Here is a 15,204-nt window from a genome sequence, read left to right on the forward strand (position 1 = left end):
GTAAACAGGGGGGCATAAGCCCCCCTGAATCCTACCTGTCGAATATTTGTTTACGGAGCACAGGGATAAAATTCATGAATAATGTTTATCCTGAAAAGCAAGCATCACTACTCATCGGTGATGCAGCCACGCATTTATCCTTGCAGGGTATTAATATTGATCATGTTTCGCTCAGTCATTACCTGAGTAAAAAACTTGAGTATGCCAGGCGTATTGATGATTGCCTGTATGCTGAGGTGATTTATCTGGCACTTTCAATGTTGAAGGAAAACGCTCAGCCCTGCGGGCAATGCTGTTGTCAATATTATGAGTGGCTTGATACATCTAACGGTTAAAGGCATGGCTTTTAATTCGCTTTCAAAGCTGATTATTACTGCTTCGGGCAATTTTCACTTCTTCAGCAAAATCCAACGCTTCTTTGTAATCAAAACGACGCGTCTTTGCGTTATGCCTGCCGGGTAACGGTGCCGGTATTTTCACGCCGAATAGCTCACCTGTCGTCATCAGCGCATAAACTAATTCAGCTTCAGTGACATCGGCCATCTTCGCCATAATATTCGTCCTGATACAAAAACTTAACTTCACGTTTAGTCCTCCGTTTGCAAAAGCGTTTCAGTCATGTTGCCTTCTGTAAAAATCGATAATGCTGTCGAGATTGGGTCGCATAAAGTTCATGGCGTCGATGGTTTCACACCAGCCCGAAAGGGATTCATTTGCTTTTACATACCATGCATGCTGTTCGCTTCGGGGGTGATGACCTGTAATCAAAACAAGCATGTCGGGTTTAATTCTTCTGATGAACTCCAGATACTTCACCAGATGCACCTTCGTGCCAAACGTGTCGGCATCAATAATGCAAAGTATTTTATCTCTGGCGATAAAGTAATAACGTGCAATTTCTGCAAGCCCTTTTTCAAATAAAAAAGAGTTTGTTCGCACGCAAACCCGAATTTTTTCAGGGGGTTGTTTAACTGAATGATCCATCTTTTGTCTCGCTCATCATGGTACAAAATATGAGATGGCTTTCAAGGCTACTATTCCAGACTAAAGGCTGGCAAGGCATTATATTCATTACTCAGAACAAAATAAGATGGGATTGGTATTGTGATTATTAAGAATCCTCTCTTTGTCTATGAGCTAATAATAAATAACTGCTGATATTATTCAGAGCCATGTTCTACTGACTGGCACATTAAGATATGGTCAGTGTTGTGCAAAGTTGTAATTTTTATTTTTTTCAAAGAGGATTTTTTCATGACAAAGGACATCGAAAGTCTTAGCATTAGCAATGCTTAGCATTTTTTTTCACAGCATCAGGATGTGCCAGTGATTACGCGCGTATGATCAACATTGAAAATCCTGACCATCTGAAAATCAGGATTTATAATGCTATCTATGAAGAGGGTAACAATAATGATTTTATTACCCATGTCTGGTTTGGTAACGAAGAAAACGGCGTCAACTTACAGGCAAACGGTAAAAACTGTAGTTATAAGAAAAAGAATTACCGTTTCGTTAACTCTCCCGTGGTCACCATTATTAATGATTCATCTTTAAATCTGCGACCCTATTTTTCTGTTAACGGGAGCGATTTTTTTGCTGCCGGCAGCTCGATCATCCCCAACGGGATCCGAATGTTTACCGGGGACAGTGGCACATGGAAAAAACAGGGCGTTCGCCACGGTGATAACCTGAAAGTGAAGTTTAGCTACGCGCTGGCTGAGCCGGGTTCACAAAAAGAGGTCATCTGTCCCTCGCTGGACTCCTTAACAGAAAACCAGCTTTATCGTCTTCAGGGTGGGGAGCAAAATGCGCTCTGCGTCCTTGAGAGTAACGAGATTCAGATAAAAAACGATCGTATTCAAAAAGCTAACAAAGCCGTCAGGCAACATCTCAAAAGCGTGTTGCCTGACGCGTCATAGTCTTATGGAATGGCGGTCATCACCCATTGTGGTCGATATTTTTGCTCCCCACCTTTGATATCACACCAGGCCATTAGCGGGTCGGTAACAGCGCCAGTTTTTTCATAGAGTAACATTGTACTGCTCTCCGGGTTGGGTTCGGATGCTTTAACCCCTGCGGGTAGCCACCATTTGCATGCAAACTGGGAAACATCGGGTATGGAGCCCGGATCCGGAATGACCTGCGCCACATTGACGCTCGCATAACCTTTCAATGATTTCTGGACGGCAGCCACCTGGTCATTGATGATAAAAGACGTATCGGGAATCGCGCCGTCAGGAAAGAATGCTTTAATCTGCGGCCAGATCCGGGCAATCGGCATTGCCTGGTTATAACCATTCACCAGCTCACCGCTGGTACTGAGCGCCAGAACGCGCTGCGTGTAGTTATCGATCAACGGCGCACCTACGCCCGGCTTCATAGGGTTGTTCTTATTACCCATATCGTTGTTGTATGTGCTACAACGATGCCGGAACTGACCCGCTTCGCGGTCGTATAGCTCAATAGCACAGTGGGTGCCATCTGACTTATTCACTGCAGCATACAAACGCGCATTATCTTTTTTAAACTGCGCCTGCGGCAGATAAAATTCGGTTTTTTGGGTGGCAATGTCGTTAGCCTTCGTCTCATCTCTTGGATCAATTCCTAAATAACCCAGTGATTTGACGAAATCTTCCTGCGCTTTATCCCCCGCAAAATCTAACGACAATAAACGATATTTACCGTCTCTGCTGGATGACTTGCCAAACGCTTTCACTTTGGCCGTTTTCTTTATCTGATAACTGGTGCAATCATTTGGATTGACCTCAACCTCCTGAACAAACCAGACCTCTGTGGTTCTCACCTTTTTATCTTCTTTTAACGGGAAACTGCTCAATACCAGCAGGTCACCATCAACCCCTTTTTCGCCGATGCGCCATCCGGTATTGTAATGCGGTTTTTCTCGGTCATAGGTATCGCGGATCACCGCGACGGGTTTTGTATAGTTATAGATAAAAGGTGAGTCTTTAAAGCAGGAGTGCGGGAGCGGGTTTTTGTCACCCGGAATGATATTAAACAATGACATATCCTGAAGCGCTGGCTCGCCCCTGACCTGGAAGGCAATTTCGGCCTGTCGGGAAGAGGGAAGTGCAGAACCATCGGCAGCTAACAACCGTACCGTTACGCTATCACCAAAGATGGATAATGCATCGAAACTGACATGGTGCTCATCTGAGCCGCTCAGAATTTTCTCAGCCGCATAACGGTAAACTTCGTTGTTATTTTTACCTGCAATTTCCACTATCGCATCGGCGGGCAGGTTAGCATACGAGATATGGACATCAAGCAGCGCCGCATCTTCTATAACAACCGTCTCCTGCGTTTTATTTTGATTAAGATAATTATCAGCGACCTCCAGTGGGGTATTCGTTGCATGATTATTTACCGTTATTGCCTGCTCGCCTGCAAATACAGGAAGGATGCTTTGAGATCCCACGGCCAGTGAAATAAGAAGGTAAGCCAGTCGTTTTTTTGGCATATACGCACTCTCCAGTTTGTGTATTTCCGCACGTCCAGAGTGACGATCAATAACATGCCCGCCATGGCCCCGCTGGTAAGAAAAAGATATATTTTTATGATATTGTGTCTAACACCGTATTATTCCATTAGCGACCACAGGACGCAGGCAGCGGGGCCTGCGGATCGCTCTCTACCTGAAATTTCCAGTCGTAATACGTTTTGGCTTTGGCAAACTGTTTTGGATCGTGACGAAAGCCGGTTTTTTTCCGTGGTGTACCTTTTCCGAGACTGCGCACGCCAATCCATCGCCCCTGAGGGTCGAGGATCATTCCCCAGTTTTTACTCCCGGTTAGCGGGTCGGCGTATTGCTGGCGCAGGTGATAAAGCGGTTTTCGCCCGCGTTTATCAATAAGTAGCTGTTCAAAACGCACGGGAAAACAGCCATCACCGTTGCCGCGGTAGGCTTGTATTGCTGCGCGGATTTGATCGCCGCGAAATAAAAGCTCAGCCTCCTGCTGCGCCTGATAACGCATCTGCACCTCGTCGCGGCTTTTCAGCAGCGACAACGCCAGCGTGGAGAGCGCAATCAGCAGCAAAAGATAGGTAAAGCCTCCCTGTTGTTTAATCGAACGCATCGGGATGATCCTGCCCGGGTTTAGGTGGCGTCTCGACGTCAATAATTTGCCCTTCGTCATCGGTCTTCGCTTCCCAGATATCGCGGCGGTTGGTGATCGGATCCAGCGGCATCTGGCGCAGGTAACCGGCCTCGATCAGATCCTCCAGGCTGTACGGCCCCGCCAGGCGATCGCGGCGGTAGTGATCGATCGCGCTGCGCAGCGCATGCAGGTTATGCTCGCGCACCACCTCTTTGGCTCTGTCCGCGTGCTGGAAAAATCGTGGGGCGACAAGGGTCATCAATGTCGCGATGATTGCCATCACCACCAGCAGCTCGATGAGCGTAAAACCTTTTTCACCATTGCGCATAGGGCACTCCATTCAAACCGCTGGCCGTACTGGTGCTGCTGACATCAAACACGTCTTTCCCTCCGCCGCTGAAATCGCCGGGTGGCTGTGTGGATGCGCGTAACCGCCAGGTCTCTTCATCATTTTTTCCCTCGCAATCGCACATCGGATCGCGCGGAATATGGCGCAGAAAGTAGATCATCGCGCCTGTGGGCGACGTCTTATCCCGCACGCCTTCCACCAGGCTTTTTAGCGACGGCGGGTATCCGGATTCGCTGGTTTTTTTCTCAATGATGCCGTCCACGCTTGCCTGGTGATAACGGTCAATGGCATCGCGCAGCGTGCGCAGCGACTCGCGTAGCTGCGTCTCCTGCTGCCGCTGGTGATAGTTACGCATCAGCGGCGCAGCGGCAGCGGCAAGCGTGGCGAGTAGCGCCAGCGTGACGATCATCTCAATCAAGGTAAAACCGCGCTGGCGCTGCATTACGATGCTCCGTTTTCCGTTTCAGACTCATCGAGGATCGGTGGCGGCAGGGTTGCCGCGCGGTCAGGGAAATGAGCCGGCGGCGCAAGCGCCGGTGCGGTAAACCCGCTGCCAGGCTCGTCGCGCTGCAGGTCGCGCAGCTGGATGCTGTCGCCCGTTAAATCGTCGCTACCCATCTCAATGGTACTGACGTGGCTTCCCGGTAAATCGAGGTTGCGTTCGATGGTCGGCGTAATTAACAGCACGACCTCCGTGCGCTCTTTATTGTCGGAATTGCTGCTAAACAGGCGGCCCAGCCCTGGGATGTCACTTAATAATGGCGTTCCTTTTTGGGTCGTGGTTTCATCCTGCTTGATCAGCCCTGCCAGCATCTGGGTCTCGCCGTTCATACTGCTGAGCGTGGTATTGGCTTCGCGTTTCGTGGTGCGGTAATACTTTGCGCCGTTCTCACCGGGTTCCTCGGCACCCAGGGCACTGAGCGTGAACTTCACCTCCATTGAGATATTGTCATCCATACTGACTTCCGGAGTGACTTCCAGCTTCAGGCCGACATCCTGATAATCCACTTTCTGTTGCGAAATACCGTCGTTGACGGTTGTGGTCAGTACCGGGATAGTTTGACCAATATCGACCAATGCTTTTTTATTGTTTTTCACCCGGATCCGCGGGTTTGCCAGCACTCTGGCGTTGCTCAACACCTTTTTCATGTCAATGGTCATATTGTCGACATCGACCATGATATTTTTGGCGCTCAGGTCGCCCAGCGGGATCCCACTTCCCTTTAAATCACCGTCTTTACTTTTGGCAAAACCCGCGCTGATGGTTTGCGGCAGCTTCACGCCAAGCGCTTCAAGATCGTTGGTATTCACCTCCAGCACCTCAACGGCCAGCGTGACCTCCGCTTCAGGCCGGTCGAGCGTCACTAACAGGCGCTCCGCTTTTTCCACGCTCTCTTTTGGTCCGCGCAGGGTGACGGAGTTGGTTCGCTCATCAACGTGCACATCCTTCAGCTTGACCATGTTGCGCAGGGCGACATTGACATCTTTCGCTTTCGCGTAGCCCAGGAAGATGGTTTTGACGACCACGTCACGATAGATCTTCTCTTTTTGCGCGGTAGCGGGGTAGATCAGCAACGTATTGCTGTTCAGCACTTTTTTCCGCAGGTTATTCGACAACAGCAGCACGTTGATGGCATCTTCCGCAGTGGTGCGTTTGGCGATAAGGCTGCCGGTGGTGCTGGAAGAAATATCTTTGTCGAAGATGATATTGACCCCGGTCATCTGGCTGATGGTGTTAAAGATGGCCATCAGGCTGTGCTCGCGAAAATTAAGCGCAATCGTTTTTTGCAGCTCCCGGTTCAGACGCTGCTCCGGCTGGTTGATCCGTGAAACCTCACGCATCAGATGATCGCGCAGGGCGCGCGCCTGTGGCCAGTTAGGGTCCTCTTCCAGCACCTGCTGGATTTTGTGCAGCGCGCGTGCCGGGTCGCGGGTGCTGTTAGCCACCGCCTCCTTATACAACGCGTCCAGCGCCCGACGGGCATCGAGTTTACGTAGCCCCTGCAGGGCGCGCAGATTGCCGGGCTCATAGGTAAGCGCATCGCGCCACATTTGCGTCGCCAGGGTGTAGTTGTTCTGACGCACCGCGAGATCGGCATTTTTCAGGTAGTCATTTACCAGCTTTTTGCTGATATCAGCCTGCTCGGCGCGAAGCGCAATATCCTGCGGACTGGCGATGCGCTGTTGGTCTATTTCCTTCAGCCGCTTAACCAGTACCTGTGGCGAGGCGGTCACCGATTCCCGGGCCGGAGGCGCCGCACGTTGTGCACAGCCGCTCAGTAGCGCGCATGACAACAAAAAAGTGAGAGCAATTGTTTTTTTCATGATTAATGTGTCGGTTCCGATTGCAGTTCATCCAGTTCCAGCCGCTGCTGGGTATGGGTGGGCTGCCATTCAAACAGGAGGTGGTCGTTCGCCACCGCTTTTAAAATCCAGTTGTTGACCGGCGAGCTACCGATCCAGATCCTGCCGTCCGCTCTGCAGCGCTCGCAGACCGGCCAGGTCTCTTTGCCATCCGTCAGCACAACGATCCTCTGACGGTTTTCCCACCAGGCGCCGAGAAGCTGGAACGGTAGCGGCGGTGCGGTCGGTATCGCCTCTTCAGGCCGATCGCTGTCCGGCTGCTCTTCTGCCGCGTCTTGCGCCCTGCTGTGTGGGGTTGAAAAGAGATCGACGCGCGTTGGGTGAGCCGTCTCAGGCTTTGCCGGCGCGGGGCGCGGGCGTGAGACCGGCTGCACCTCAGGCGGCGCTTGCGATATCTCTTCATCGGCAAACTGGCTCCAGAACACAGCACCGGCTGTCAGCACCAGTGCGAGCTGTAAATAGCGCGGCAGTTTCATGGCGACTCCTTCAACAGACGAAGCTGCACGGTGGCACTGAGCTGGCTTTCCGATGGCCCGGCGCGCCGCAGGCTTAGCTGCTCAATGCGTAACGGCAGGGTGCGGCTCAGCGTTTCCAGCGCGTCCACCAGCGGCAGATATTCACCGCGCAGCGGAATATCCAGCCGTAGCGCGGTTTTACCGTCGTCGTTTTCCAGCTGGTAGCGGCTGGCGTCCACCTTCATTCCCCGGCTCCTGAGCTGCTCAAAAATGAGCCTGACCTGCTGATATTCTCCGAGGCTGATGCGGTTCTGGAGTTCCGGCTGCTGTTTATCCAGCGGCAGCGCGGTTTGTAGCTGCGTCTGGATCCGGGCAAGGTTCTCCTGCAAATGAATGGTGTGCGGCCGCACGCCGCCAAGCCATAACACCAGCAGCCCAGCGGGAAGCCCGGCGAGCACGAGCGGAAGCGTTCCGATGCGTCCGGCAAACAACGCCGCCTGCCAGCGCAGCACGGCGGATTTATTCTGAAGCCGCATGGTGCTCCTCCGTCGTCACCTTGACGTCAAGTACCGCGTTAATCGGCCAGGCAGGATCGCCCTGCGCCGACTGGCGATGGTTCTCCAGCACCACATGCGCGGGCAACTGCTGTAGCCGCTCGCTAAAGGCGAGCAGGGCGTCAAGATTGCTTGCATTCACCGTCAGTCGCGCATCGCCTTTACTGGCAATGACGTCAATGCTCAGTAGCGCAATATCAGGAGTTAGCACGCTGCCGATGTTGTCCAGCAATTTGATAGCTGGTGGGACGGCCTGTAGCTGCTGAGACATGCGCAACCGGCGCTGCTCTGCTTCACGCAGCTGGCGCAGAGCCTGCTGCCGTTGGGCGAGCTGCTGCTGTACCTTCGACGTCTCCAGCTCAATGCGCTGGTGCTCAAACAGGCCATACACTACGGCGCTGGCGAGCGGTAAACAGAGGAGTCCGGTTAACAGCAGCGTGCGTGCGGCCCACGGGGTGCTACGCGTAAACAGCGGTGCCATGTGGACTCTCCTGTAGCGCGACTTCCTGGTGATGCTCGCCGTCGGTATGAATGACGTAGCCTGGACATTCCTGCATTCCGCTTAGCCGGGCGATAACCCGCAGCTGGGCGTCCATCTCCTGCTGTGGAAGAGTCAGTGTCCAGACGTCACGCCAGCTGTGATGCTGACGGCTGGCAATCCGGCTATGGTGGGGACTCATCGCCACAAACAGGCCGTTTTCCGGCAGGGCGCGGGCGAAGTGGCTTAACAGCTTTTGAAACGGCGTGACAACCCCGCGAAAACGCAGCCGCTCCCGACGCGCCAGCGCGCCAAGCAGATGCCAGCAAGGTTGCTTCAGGCACGCGGCCAGCGCCGACTGCTGCCAGTTCAGGGTCTCGAAGCGCACCAGCCAGTCGACGGGCGGACTCGCGCGATGAACCGCCTGTTGTCGGGCGAGTTGGAGCAGCTCCTGCGGTGTGGTCACGCCGTCATGCCAGGGCTGGATTAAAAACGTCAGATCGTCGGTATCGAGGTGAAATTCCACCGCGTCACGCCACGGTAAGGCGGCGGGGCGCAGGCGCAGCAGCGTTTCGAGCGCGGCCTCCAGAGGCTGATCGGGCTGGCGTTCATGCGTGGCAAGTACCACATTGTTGCGGCGCAACCGCACGGCATGAGGCCAGATGTCGCACTGCCAGGTGTTAGTGAGTGATAACACGGTTCACCTCCTCCCAGGTGGTTTTGCCTTCGACCACGGCGCGCAGCGCGATGGTTGAGAGCGGAACAAAACCGTCATTCAGCGCCACCTCCTTTAACTTGCGCCGGGGCGAGCGCGCCAGCATTGCTTCTTTCATCGCATCACTGAAATGCAGCACTTCCGCCAGCGCCAGCCTGCCGCGAAAGCCGCTGTCGCGGCAGGTATCGCAGCCCCGCCCTCGACGCCAGCGGGGCGTAAGCTGCTGTAGCGGGCCGGATTGCCACGCCGCGAGAAGGTCATCCGTGGGCGTGGTGTCATCAATACAGTCCGGGCAAATCTGGCGAACCAGCCGCTGCGCCACGACGCCGTTAAGGGCGGTGATCAGGCTGGCGGGCTCGACCTGCATATATAAAAAACGTTCCAGTACGCTAAAGACGTCATTGGCGTGAACCGAGGAGAGCACCACGTGGCCGGTGAGCGCCGCCTGCACGGCAATGCCGGCGGTTTCGCCATCGCGGATCTCACCCACCAGGATGATGTCCGGGTCGTGACGCAAAATGGCGCGCAGGCCTCGGGCGAAGGTGAGCCCTTTTTTATCGTTGACCGGAATTTGCAGCACGCTGTTGAGCTGGTACTCCACGGGATCTTCAATGGTGATGATTTTGCATTCACCGCTGTTGAGTTCGCTGAGTGCCGAATAGAGGGTGGTGGACTTCCCGCTCCCAGTAGGTCCGGTGACGAGCACCATACCGTGGGGCAGATGGGTTAACTGACGAATGGCGCCCAGCGTGTGCTCATCAAAGCCGAGCGTCTCCAGGCGCAGGTTTTGATCGTGTGATTTATCCAGCACGCGCAGTACGGCATCCTCGCCGTACACGCCCGGCATAATGGACACGCGAAAATCGACGGGACGCTGGAGAATTAACGCCTTAAAGCGTCCGTCCTGAGGCGTGCGCCGTTCGGAAATGTCCATACAGCTCAATACCTTGAGACGGGATATCACCTGTTCCGCCTGCTGAAGCCCGGCGCAGTGGCGAATGCTGTGCAGGACGCCATCGATGCGGTACTTCACCATCAATCCATCCGCTACGGCGCAAAGGTGAATATCGCTGGCCCGGCTTTGCAGGGCATCAAACAGCGTGGCGTTAACCAGCTTAATGACGGCATGGGGTTCACTGGCAATGGCCGCAGGGGTGATCTCCAGCCACCGGGCCTCTTTATTCTCTTCACTCTGCTGCTGTTCCAGCTGATCGAGCGTGCGCTGCTGTTTGGCGAGCTCATCAAGCCGGGCATTAAGCTGAGAAAGCGGAGCCAGCGCGGGTAACGCATTCACGTTATAGGCCCACTGGCGCAGCGCCAGCGAAAACGGATCGCCCAGCGCAACGTGGAGCTGACCGTTCACGCGCAGCGGCAATGCCCGCTGGCTGAGTGATTCGGTCAACGGTACGGCTTCGAAATCCTCTTCGCTGTCGGCGAGCTGTGTGGGTGAGAGCGGCGTGAGCCCCAGGGAACCGGCGGCTTCTTCTAACGCGCCGGGGAAACTGTCCAGCAGTTCCGCCAGGGCCTGACAGCGCTGCTCGTCCGGCAGGTCGAAAAGGGGGTCTACAGACGGTGAGTGAGACATTATTGCAATCCTCCTGCCAGTTCAAAAATGGGCATGTACAGTAAAAACACGACGAGCCCAACGATGCCGCCAACGACCATCATCAGAATCGGTTCAAAAATTTTGCTAAAGGTTTCAATCGCGCGTTCCAGCGATTCATCATAAAAAGCGGCGATCCGCTCGCACATGGCAGGCAGTTCGCCGCTGCGCTCGCCGACCTGCAGCAGACGGCTGGCGACAGGAGTCGTCATCTGCTGGGCTTCCAGCATGCGGGAGAGCGACTCGCCGGCGGCGACGTCGCGGATAACCTGTTCAACCTGCTGACGATGCGTGGCGGGCAGGATCTCCCGGCTCAGCATTAACGCATCAGGCGCGGGGAGGCCGCCCTGCAGCAGCAGGCCCAGCGTGCGGTAGAAACGCACCAGCACAGAAAGCTGATGCTGCTGGCGTAAGGCGGGAATGCGCAGCAACAAACCGAGCGCACGCTGGCGCAGGCGCGGGCTACGCACCGCCATCACGATGCCTGCAACCGCTGCCGCACAACCGGCCAGCAGCAGTGAACCATGGGTTTGCGTCAGACGTCCCCACCAGAGGATAAGCTGTGCGCTGGCGGACGGGTTCTTCATCCCGTCAAACACCACGGAAAAACGCGGAATAATAAAGCCGAGCAGAAAGAACAGAATTATCCCGCCGGCGGCGATCACAATCGTCGGATAGAGCAGGGTTGATTTAATCCGCTTGCGCAGAATTTCCATTCTTGATTCGTAAAACTGAAAACGCTTTAGCGCTTCGGGTAAGTGTCCGGTTTGCTCAGAAGAGGCGACGGTATTAATCAGCAGAGGCGGAAAGAGCGCCGGTAGCGCCATCATCGCCTGGGATAGCTGTGCTCCTTCATAGAGCTTTTTAACCAGCGTATCCAGAACCAGCGAGGTGCCACCGTCGCGGCTGCTTTCGCGCAGCGCTTCGACGGCCTCGACCACGACCAGCCCGGCCTCCAGCAGGGCGATAAGCTCCTGCAAGAACAGATTCAATGGAAAGCGTTTCTCCTTGCGGGCAGGGCGTTCCTGTACCTGCAAAACGATGCCGCCGGCGGCAATAATGCGGGCGCTGGCATCATCAGGCGACGCGGCAAGCACGGTTTGATTGACGCGCTTCCCCCCCTGAAGGATGGTGACGATATATGGTTTCATTTTGGCGACAGTGTATGGCTCTGCCTTTTAAGGCGGGCATAATGCGGAGCCACTTTTTTTATATATTGTTGACGAAGCGCGCGGCGCTGCGGCGTATTTGCCGTTCCGGCGTTATATGCGCCCACCGCGTCCCAGGTATAACCAAAGCGCTGGATTTGACCAGCCAGGATCCAGGCGCCGGTCATGACACTTTGGCAAGGGTCGGTCAGCAGATCTTTTTGACTAATACGAAATTTACGCAGCGCATCGAAGTGAATGCTATTGATCTGCATCAGCCCGACATCCAGTGAGCCATCACGGTTTTTGTTGATGGCCCGCGTGTTGCCGTTGGATTCCACTATCGCTATCGCCTGTAATAGCTCTGGCTCAATACCGTAACGTTCTCCCGCCAGCTGCCAGCAATCGGCATGGCAGGAAAATACGCTGAAGATAAACAGCGAATATAAGGACAGGCGCAGCATGTTCAGAACCCGTACGTGACAGGCTTACCGTCTTTACCGCCGGAGGTAATTTCGACTTCATTAATAGCGTCTTTTGTCCGGGCGGGGTTATGCCACTGGTACGGATTGCCCCAGGGATCTAACGGCACATGCTGGCTGAGATAAGGGCCATTCCAGTTTTGTACGTTGGACGGTTTTTCAGTCAGGGCTTTCAGCCCTTGCGTTTCACTTGGATAACTGCCGGTGTCGAGGCGATATTGCCCTAGCGCCTCCGCAAGTGAGCGCATCTGTCGGGCGGCGGTTTTCTCTTTAGCCGAGTCGACATTGGAGAAGACCTTAGGTCCGACGAACCCTGCCAGCAGCGCAATAATCATCAGTACGACCAGCAATTCAAGCAGGGTGAAACCACCCTGTTTTCGCATCACGTTTGTTGCGTATTTCATTGAGAGCGTCCTTATTGGATATAAGTTGTGATTAATTTCTGAATTTTCCCTGAAAAAAGAGAGGGCACACAGGTATGCCATCTTTTTTAATTAGTGAAGATGGGAAAACTAAATAAAGAAGCGTCTTACAGGATGCGAGAATTTTCCCGGGCTGTCGTTGAGGTATTTATTATAAATACGAGAGATATTTCTGAGTGAAGCCGTAGGTTTTTGATGGTGTTCGATATACATCGAGCAAATAAATATGAATAACGCGATTTTTTTTGGCAAAAGAAATTTCTTATTTAACGCGGATGGATTCCTGATTCGCCACTCTTTAATCCCCAACGATCTCAGCGCTAAAAAAAAAGACAATTTGAGAGGTAATCCACAGGACTATCATCACAAAGCAATAAGGAACTTTGATGAAAAAACTTACATTATCTCTGTTAATTGGTAGCGCATTAATGGCGCAGTCGGCTTTCGCGGCGCAGGCACCGCGAGCGGTCACCTATCTGACCTCCTGGGGGGTTCCGGTTGAGTCCGTTGAGGATATGAAAGAGGTGAAAGCGGATACGTTCCTGCTTTCATTTGGTGGCTGGGATGCAAGCGGTAAGCTGTCCAGTTCAGATAATATTGTTGCAGTACCACAATATGATCCCTGGTACATTAATGCGCCAGCCTATGTCGTGTGGAGTCAGTTGAAGCTGGCGCATCCGGAGAAAAAAATGATGCTGGCGCTCGGCGGTGAGACTTATTCCTCCATGTGGTCTTATCTGAATAACGCGCAAACGCGAGAAACGCTGGCGCAGAACCTGGTGAATCTGCTGAACACCAACTTCCCGGTGTATAAAAAGAACCTGAAGCCGGAAGAGATGGTCGGCGAATGCCTGAGCGCCGACTGGCAAGGCAAATGTAATATGGCGAACTACCAGAAGGCGGGTACCGTTCAGCTTGACGGCATCGATTTTGACTTTGAAAAACCCGAGCGCGTCACGCCAGAGGAAAACGCAAACCTGTTGGATCTGGCTGAACGGGTTCGTAGCAAGCTCAATGCGTCCGGCAGCAAAAAGCTGCTGAGCCTGACCACCTATCACGTTGGTGCTGACCCGGAGAACTGCGCAAACAGCGCGGTAACCGAGAATTGTTCCTTCGTTGAGGCGGCTCGCTCTTCACACCACGGCGAAGTTCTGCCGCTGCTGACGCAGGGGAAAAACGTTTTCGATTTCTTCAACGTCATGGCCTATGACGCCGGCCCGCGCTTTAAGTATGACGTGGCGATGGCCAACTACGCCCGGGCGGTGGGTGATAAGAGTAAAATCGTTCTCGGCCAGACTATCAATTCCCAGTGGGGGCCAGAAGGCCGCTTTGTTGAGAGCCGGCAGAACAACGTAAATCGTGCGGGATGGCAGGCGCAGAACGGCTATGGCGGTTTCTTTATCTGGACATTGGGTTCAAACGATCAGCAGCTTTCCATGTCGCAGCAGGTTGACTACTTCAATGAAATGAAAGAGCGCGCGGACCTGATGTCGCCCGAACGCCCGCAAGACACCGTCGCGCCAACTGCACCAACAGGACTGAAGGTGCTGAACAATGGCTTGACGATCACCCTTGCCTGGCAGCCCTCCACCGATGACCATGGCGTGGTGGGATATGACATCTACCGTAATGACAAAAAAGTCGGAACTTCAACGGACACCCAGTGGACCGATAGTGCGGTTGAAACCGGTGGTGTGGTGTACCGCTACAGCGTGAAAGCACATGATGCAGCGAACAATATTTCCGAAAGCAGCAACGTGGTTGAGGTTGAAACCGTCCAGGTCGAAGAGGGACGCCCGGGCGCGCCAACCGGTCTGACCCTGGTTTCTTCGACGGAAAACAGCCTGACGGTGAAATGGAATGCGGTAGATAAGGCGGTGAAATATCGCGTACTGCGCGATGGTGCGGAGTTGCTTACCGTGAGCGAAACGCAGATTTCCGACAGCGGCCTGCGCGCGGGAACAACTTACAGCTACCAGGTAATCGCCGAAAATGCCAAAGGTCATCAGTCTCTTGCGAGTGCGCCGCTTAAAGCCACGACGAAAGAGGGTTCAGTGACGCCTGAGCCGGAAGGCGAGTGGAAAGTCGGTACGAGCTATAAGACCGGAGAAATCGTTACCTATAACGGCACACAGTATCGCTGCGTGCAGGGTCATACGTCTCAGTCCGACTGGACTCCTTCAGCGGTTGCGACGCTTTGGCAGCCTGTACCTTAATCTTTCCCGGCCCTCGCAAGGGGGCCTTTTTCAGGCGTGAGCGCGACTTACCAATTACTTTTTGTTAACTAATTGTTATCATTTATAGTGCAATAAATTAACATAAGCGCTATTTTGGTGCAATAATTGCACTGTTTTTGTGCGTTTTGTGTTCTTTTCTGGTCTCTGCCGTCTTCGGAACCCGCCTGCATCTGTAACAATACGTTGCTGTAACCCCTTCATTTCCTGTCGTTTTTCAAAATCTATTTTGAACCAATTCAAAATTGGTTCGTTTATTGCTTAATCATTAGCACGATAAGT

At 53.6% G+C, this 15,204-nt stretch carries 18 protein-coding genes; 3 read left to right on the forward strand and 15 right to left on the reverse strand.

All coding sequences use genetic code 11. The features are described 5' to 3' along the window. Window positions 1-74 precede the first annotated feature (74 nt). Window positions 75-335, forward strand: a complete 261-nt coding sequence (locus ACR42C_RS04415) for a hypothetical protein (protein WP_316380298.1) — start codon at window positions 75-77, stop codon at window positions 333-335. Between the two features lie 22 nt (window positions 336-357). On the opposite strand, the gene ACR42C_RS04420 is transcribed toward ACR42C_RS04415, so the two are convergent. Together ACR42C_RS04420 and ACR42C_RS04425 are read right to left on the reverse strand one after the other, a co-directional pair. Beyond that, window positions 358-552, reverse strand: a complete 195-nt coding sequence (locus ACR42C_RS04420) for a hypothetical protein (protein ID WP_316380299.1) — start codon at window positions 550-552, stop codon at window positions 358-360. A gap of 60 nt (window positions 553-612) precedes the next feature. Further along, entirely contained in the window at window positions 613-984 is a 372-nt protein-coding gene (locus tag ACR42C_RS04425; RefSeq protein ID WP_320719722.1) for a hypothetical protein, read from the reverse strand. Between the two features lie 356 nt (window positions 985-1,340). Here ACR42C_RS04425 and ACR42C_RS04430 point away from each other — a divergent pair, with 356 nt between their 5' ends. Beyond that, on the forward strand, window positions 1,341-1,922 hold the full coding sequence (locus ACR42C_RS04430; protein WP_479984812.1) for a hypothetical protein: 582 nt from the start codon (window positions 1,341-1,343) through the stop codon (window positions 1,920-1,922). Between the two features lie 2 nt (window positions 1,923-1,924). Here ACR42C_RS04430 and ACR42C_RS04435 read toward each other — a convergent pair whose 3' ends face one another. The 13 genes from ACR42C_RS04435 to gspG all read right to left on the reverse strand — a co-directional run bounded on the left by ACR42C_RS04435 (window position 1,925) and on the right by gspG (window position 12,670). Beyond that, the gene (locus ACR42C_RS04435) at window positions 1,925-3,481 is read right to left on the reverse strand and encodes a hypothetical protein (RefSeq protein ID WP_479984813.1); all 1,557 of its coding nucleotides are present in this window, start codon (window positions 3,479-3,481) and stop codon (window positions 1,925-1,927) included. A 127-nt stretch (window positions 3,482-3,608) separates the two neighbouring features. Then, window positions 3,609-4,097, reverse strand: coding sequence for a hypothetical protein (locus ACR42C_RS04440; RefSeq protein ID WP_479984814.1), 489 nt, complete (start codon window positions 4,095-4,097; stop codon window positions 3,609-3,611). After that, complete coding sequence (locus ACR42C_RS04445) at window positions 4,084-4,446, reverse strand: type II secretion system protein (RefSeq protein ID WP_080442026.1); 363 nt, start codon at window positions 4,444-4,446, stop codon at window positions 4,084-4,086. Before ACR42C_RS04445 ends, ACR42C_RS04440 begins: the two co-directional genes overlap by 14 nt. After that, window positions 4,433-4,909, reverse strand: coding sequence for a type II secretion system protein (locus ACR42C_RS04450; protein ID WP_061099126.1), 477 nt, complete (start codon window positions 4,907-4,909; stop codon window positions 4,433-4,435). The genes ACR42C_RS04445 and ACR42C_RS04450 overlap by 14 nt, the downstream gene beginning before the upstream one ends. After that, entirely contained in the window at window positions 4,909-6,702 is a 1,794-nt protein-coding gene (locus ACR42C_RS04455; RefSeq protein ID WP_370552286.1) for a secretin N-terminal domain-containing protein, read from the reverse strand. The genes ACR42C_RS04450 and ACR42C_RS04455 overlap by 1 nt, the downstream gene beginning before the upstream one ends. Window positions 6,703-6,794: 92 nt before the next feature. Next, window positions 6,795-7,307 carry a hypothetical protein gene (locus ACR42C_RS04460; RefSeq protein WP_116341759.1) on the reverse strand — a complete coding sequence of 171 codons (513 nt, stop codon included), beginning with the start codon at window positions 7,305-7,307 and terminating at the stop codon, window positions 6,795-6,797. Next, window positions 7,304-7,822 (reverse strand): hypothetical protein, encoded by a 519-nt coding sequence (locus ACR42C_RS04465; protein WP_163330377.1) that lies wholly within the window; start codon window positions 7,820-7,822, stop codon window positions 7,304-7,306. The genes ACR42C_RS04460 and ACR42C_RS04465 overlap by 4 nt, the downstream gene beginning before the upstream one ends. Next, entirely contained in the window at window positions 7,806-8,321 is a 516-nt protein-coding gene (locus ACR42C_RS04470; RefSeq protein ID WP_166710205.1) for a hypothetical protein, read from the reverse strand. The genes ACR42C_RS04465 and ACR42C_RS04470 overlap by 17 nt, the downstream gene beginning before the upstream one ends. Further along, window positions 8,299-9,015 (reverse strand): hypothetical protein, encoded by a 717-nt coding sequence (locus ACR42C_RS04475; protein ID WP_163330379.1) that lies wholly within the window; start codon window positions 9,013-9,015, stop codon window positions 8,299-8,301. Before ACR42C_RS04475 ends, ACR42C_RS04470 begins: the two co-directional genes overlap by 23 nt. Further along, a complete protein-coding gene (locus ACR42C_RS04480; RefSeq protein ID WP_116341751.1) occupies window positions 8,999-10,618 on the reverse strand; it encodes a GspE/PulE family protein in 1,620 nt (539 codons plus the stop codon). The genes ACR42C_RS04475 and ACR42C_RS04480 overlap by 17 nt, the downstream gene beginning before the upstream one ends. Beyond that, entirely contained in the window at window positions 10,618-11,787 is a 1,170-nt protein-coding gene (locus tag ACR42C_RS04485) for a type II secretion system F family protein (RefSeq protein WP_116341749.1), read from the reverse strand. Before ACR42C_RS04485 ends, ACR42C_RS04480 begins: the two co-directional genes overlap by 1 nt. Beyond that, window positions 11,784-12,248: a lytic transglycosylase domain-containing protein gene (locus ACR42C_RS04490; RefSeq protein ID WP_479984815.1), complete on the reverse strand. Its 465-nt coding sequence runs from the start codon at window positions 12,246-12,248 to the stop codon at window positions 11,784-11,786. Before ACR42C_RS04490 ends, ACR42C_RS04485 begins: the two co-directional genes overlap by 4 nt. A 2-nt stretch (window positions 12,249-12,250) precedes the next feature. Beyond that, complete coding sequence (gene gspG, locus ACR42C_RS04495; RefSeq protein ID WP_116341745.1) at window positions 12,251-12,670, reverse strand: type II secretion system major pseudopilin GspG; 420 nt, start codon at window positions 12,668-12,670, stop codon at window positions 12,251-12,253. A gap of 404 nt (window positions 12,671-13,074) precedes the next feature. On the opposite strand from gspG, the gene ACR42C_RS04500 reads away from it, so the two are divergent. Continuing rightward, on the forward strand, window positions 13,075-14,904 hold the full coding sequence (locus ACR42C_RS04500; RefSeq protein ID WP_116341743.1) for a glycosyl hydrolase family 18 protein: 1,830 nt from the start codon (window positions 13,075-13,077) through the stop codon (window positions 14,902-14,904). The last annotated feature ends 300 nt before the right edge of the window (window positions 14,905-15,204 follow it).

It is taken from the genome of Enterobacter sp. MG-EB028, assembly GCF_056673305.1.

Excerpts from the sequence above, each read along its gene's own strand:
- ACR42C_RS04415 (WP_316380298.1), top strand. The coding sequence starts at position 75 with ATGAATAATGTTTATCCTGAAAAGCAAGCATCACTACTCATCGGTGAT.
- ACR42C_RS04420 (WP_316380299.1), bottom strand. The coding sequence starts at position 552 with ATGGCGAAGATGGCCGATGTCACTGAAGCTGAATTAGTTTATGCGCTG.
- ACR42C_RS04425 (WP_320719722.1), bottom strand. The coding sequence starts at position 984 with ATGGATCATTCAGTTAAACAACCCCCTGAAAAAATTCGGGTTTGCGTG.
- ACR42C_RS04430 (WP_479984812.1), top strand. The coding sequence starts at position 1,341 with ATGATCAACATTGAAAATCCTGACCATCTGAAAATCAGGATTTATAAT.
- ACR42C_RS04435 (WP_479984813.1), bottom strand. The coding sequence starts at position 3,481 with ATGCCAAAAAAACGACTGGCTTACCTTCTTATTTCACTGGCCGTGGGA.
- ACR42C_RS04440 (WP_479984814.1), bottom strand. The coding sequence starts at position 4,097 with ATGCGTTCGATTAAACAACAGGGAGGCTTTACCTATCTTTTGCTGCTG.
- ACR42C_RS04445 (WP_080442026.1), bottom strand. The coding sequence starts at position 4,446 with ATGCGCAATGGTGAAAAAGGTTTTACGCTCATCGAGCTGCTGGTGGTG.
- ACR42C_RS04450 (WP_061099126.1), bottom strand. The coding sequence starts at position 4,909 with ATGCAGCGCCAGCGCGGTTTTACCTTGATTGAGATGATCGTCACGCTG.
- ACR42C_RS04460 (WP_116341759.1), bottom strand. The coding sequence starts at position 7,307 with ATGAAACTGCCGCGCTATTTACAGCTCGCACTGGTGCTGACAGCCGGT.
- ACR42C_RS04465 (WP_163330377.1), bottom strand. The coding sequence starts at position 7,822 with ATGCGGCTTCAGAATAAATCCGCCGTGCTGCGCTGGCAGGCGGCGTTG.
- ACR42C_RS04470 (WP_166710205.1), bottom strand. The coding sequence starts at position 8,321 with ATGGCACCGCTGTTTACGCGTAGCACCCCGTGGGCCGCACGCACGCTG.
- ACR42C_RS04480 (WP_116341751.1), bottom strand. The coding sequence starts at position 10,618 with ATGTCTCACTCACCGTCTGTAGACCCCCTTTTCGACCTGCCGGACGAG.
- ACR42C_RS04485 (WP_116341749.1), bottom strand. The coding sequence starts at position 11,787 with ATGAAACCATATATCGTCACCATCCTTCAGGGGGGGAAGCGCGTCAAT.
- ACR42C_RS04490 (WP_479984815.1), bottom strand. The coding sequence starts at position 12,248 with ATGCTGCGCCTGTCCTTATATTCGCTGTTTATCTTCAGCGTATTTTCC.
- gspG (WP_116341745.1), bottom strand. The coding sequence starts at position 12,670 with ATGAAATACGCAACAAACGTGATGCGAAAACAGGGTGGTTTCACCCTG.
- ACR42C_RS04500 (WP_116341743.1), top strand. The coding sequence starts at position 13,075 with ATGAAAAAACTTACATTATCTCTGTTAATTGGTAGCGCATTAATGGCG.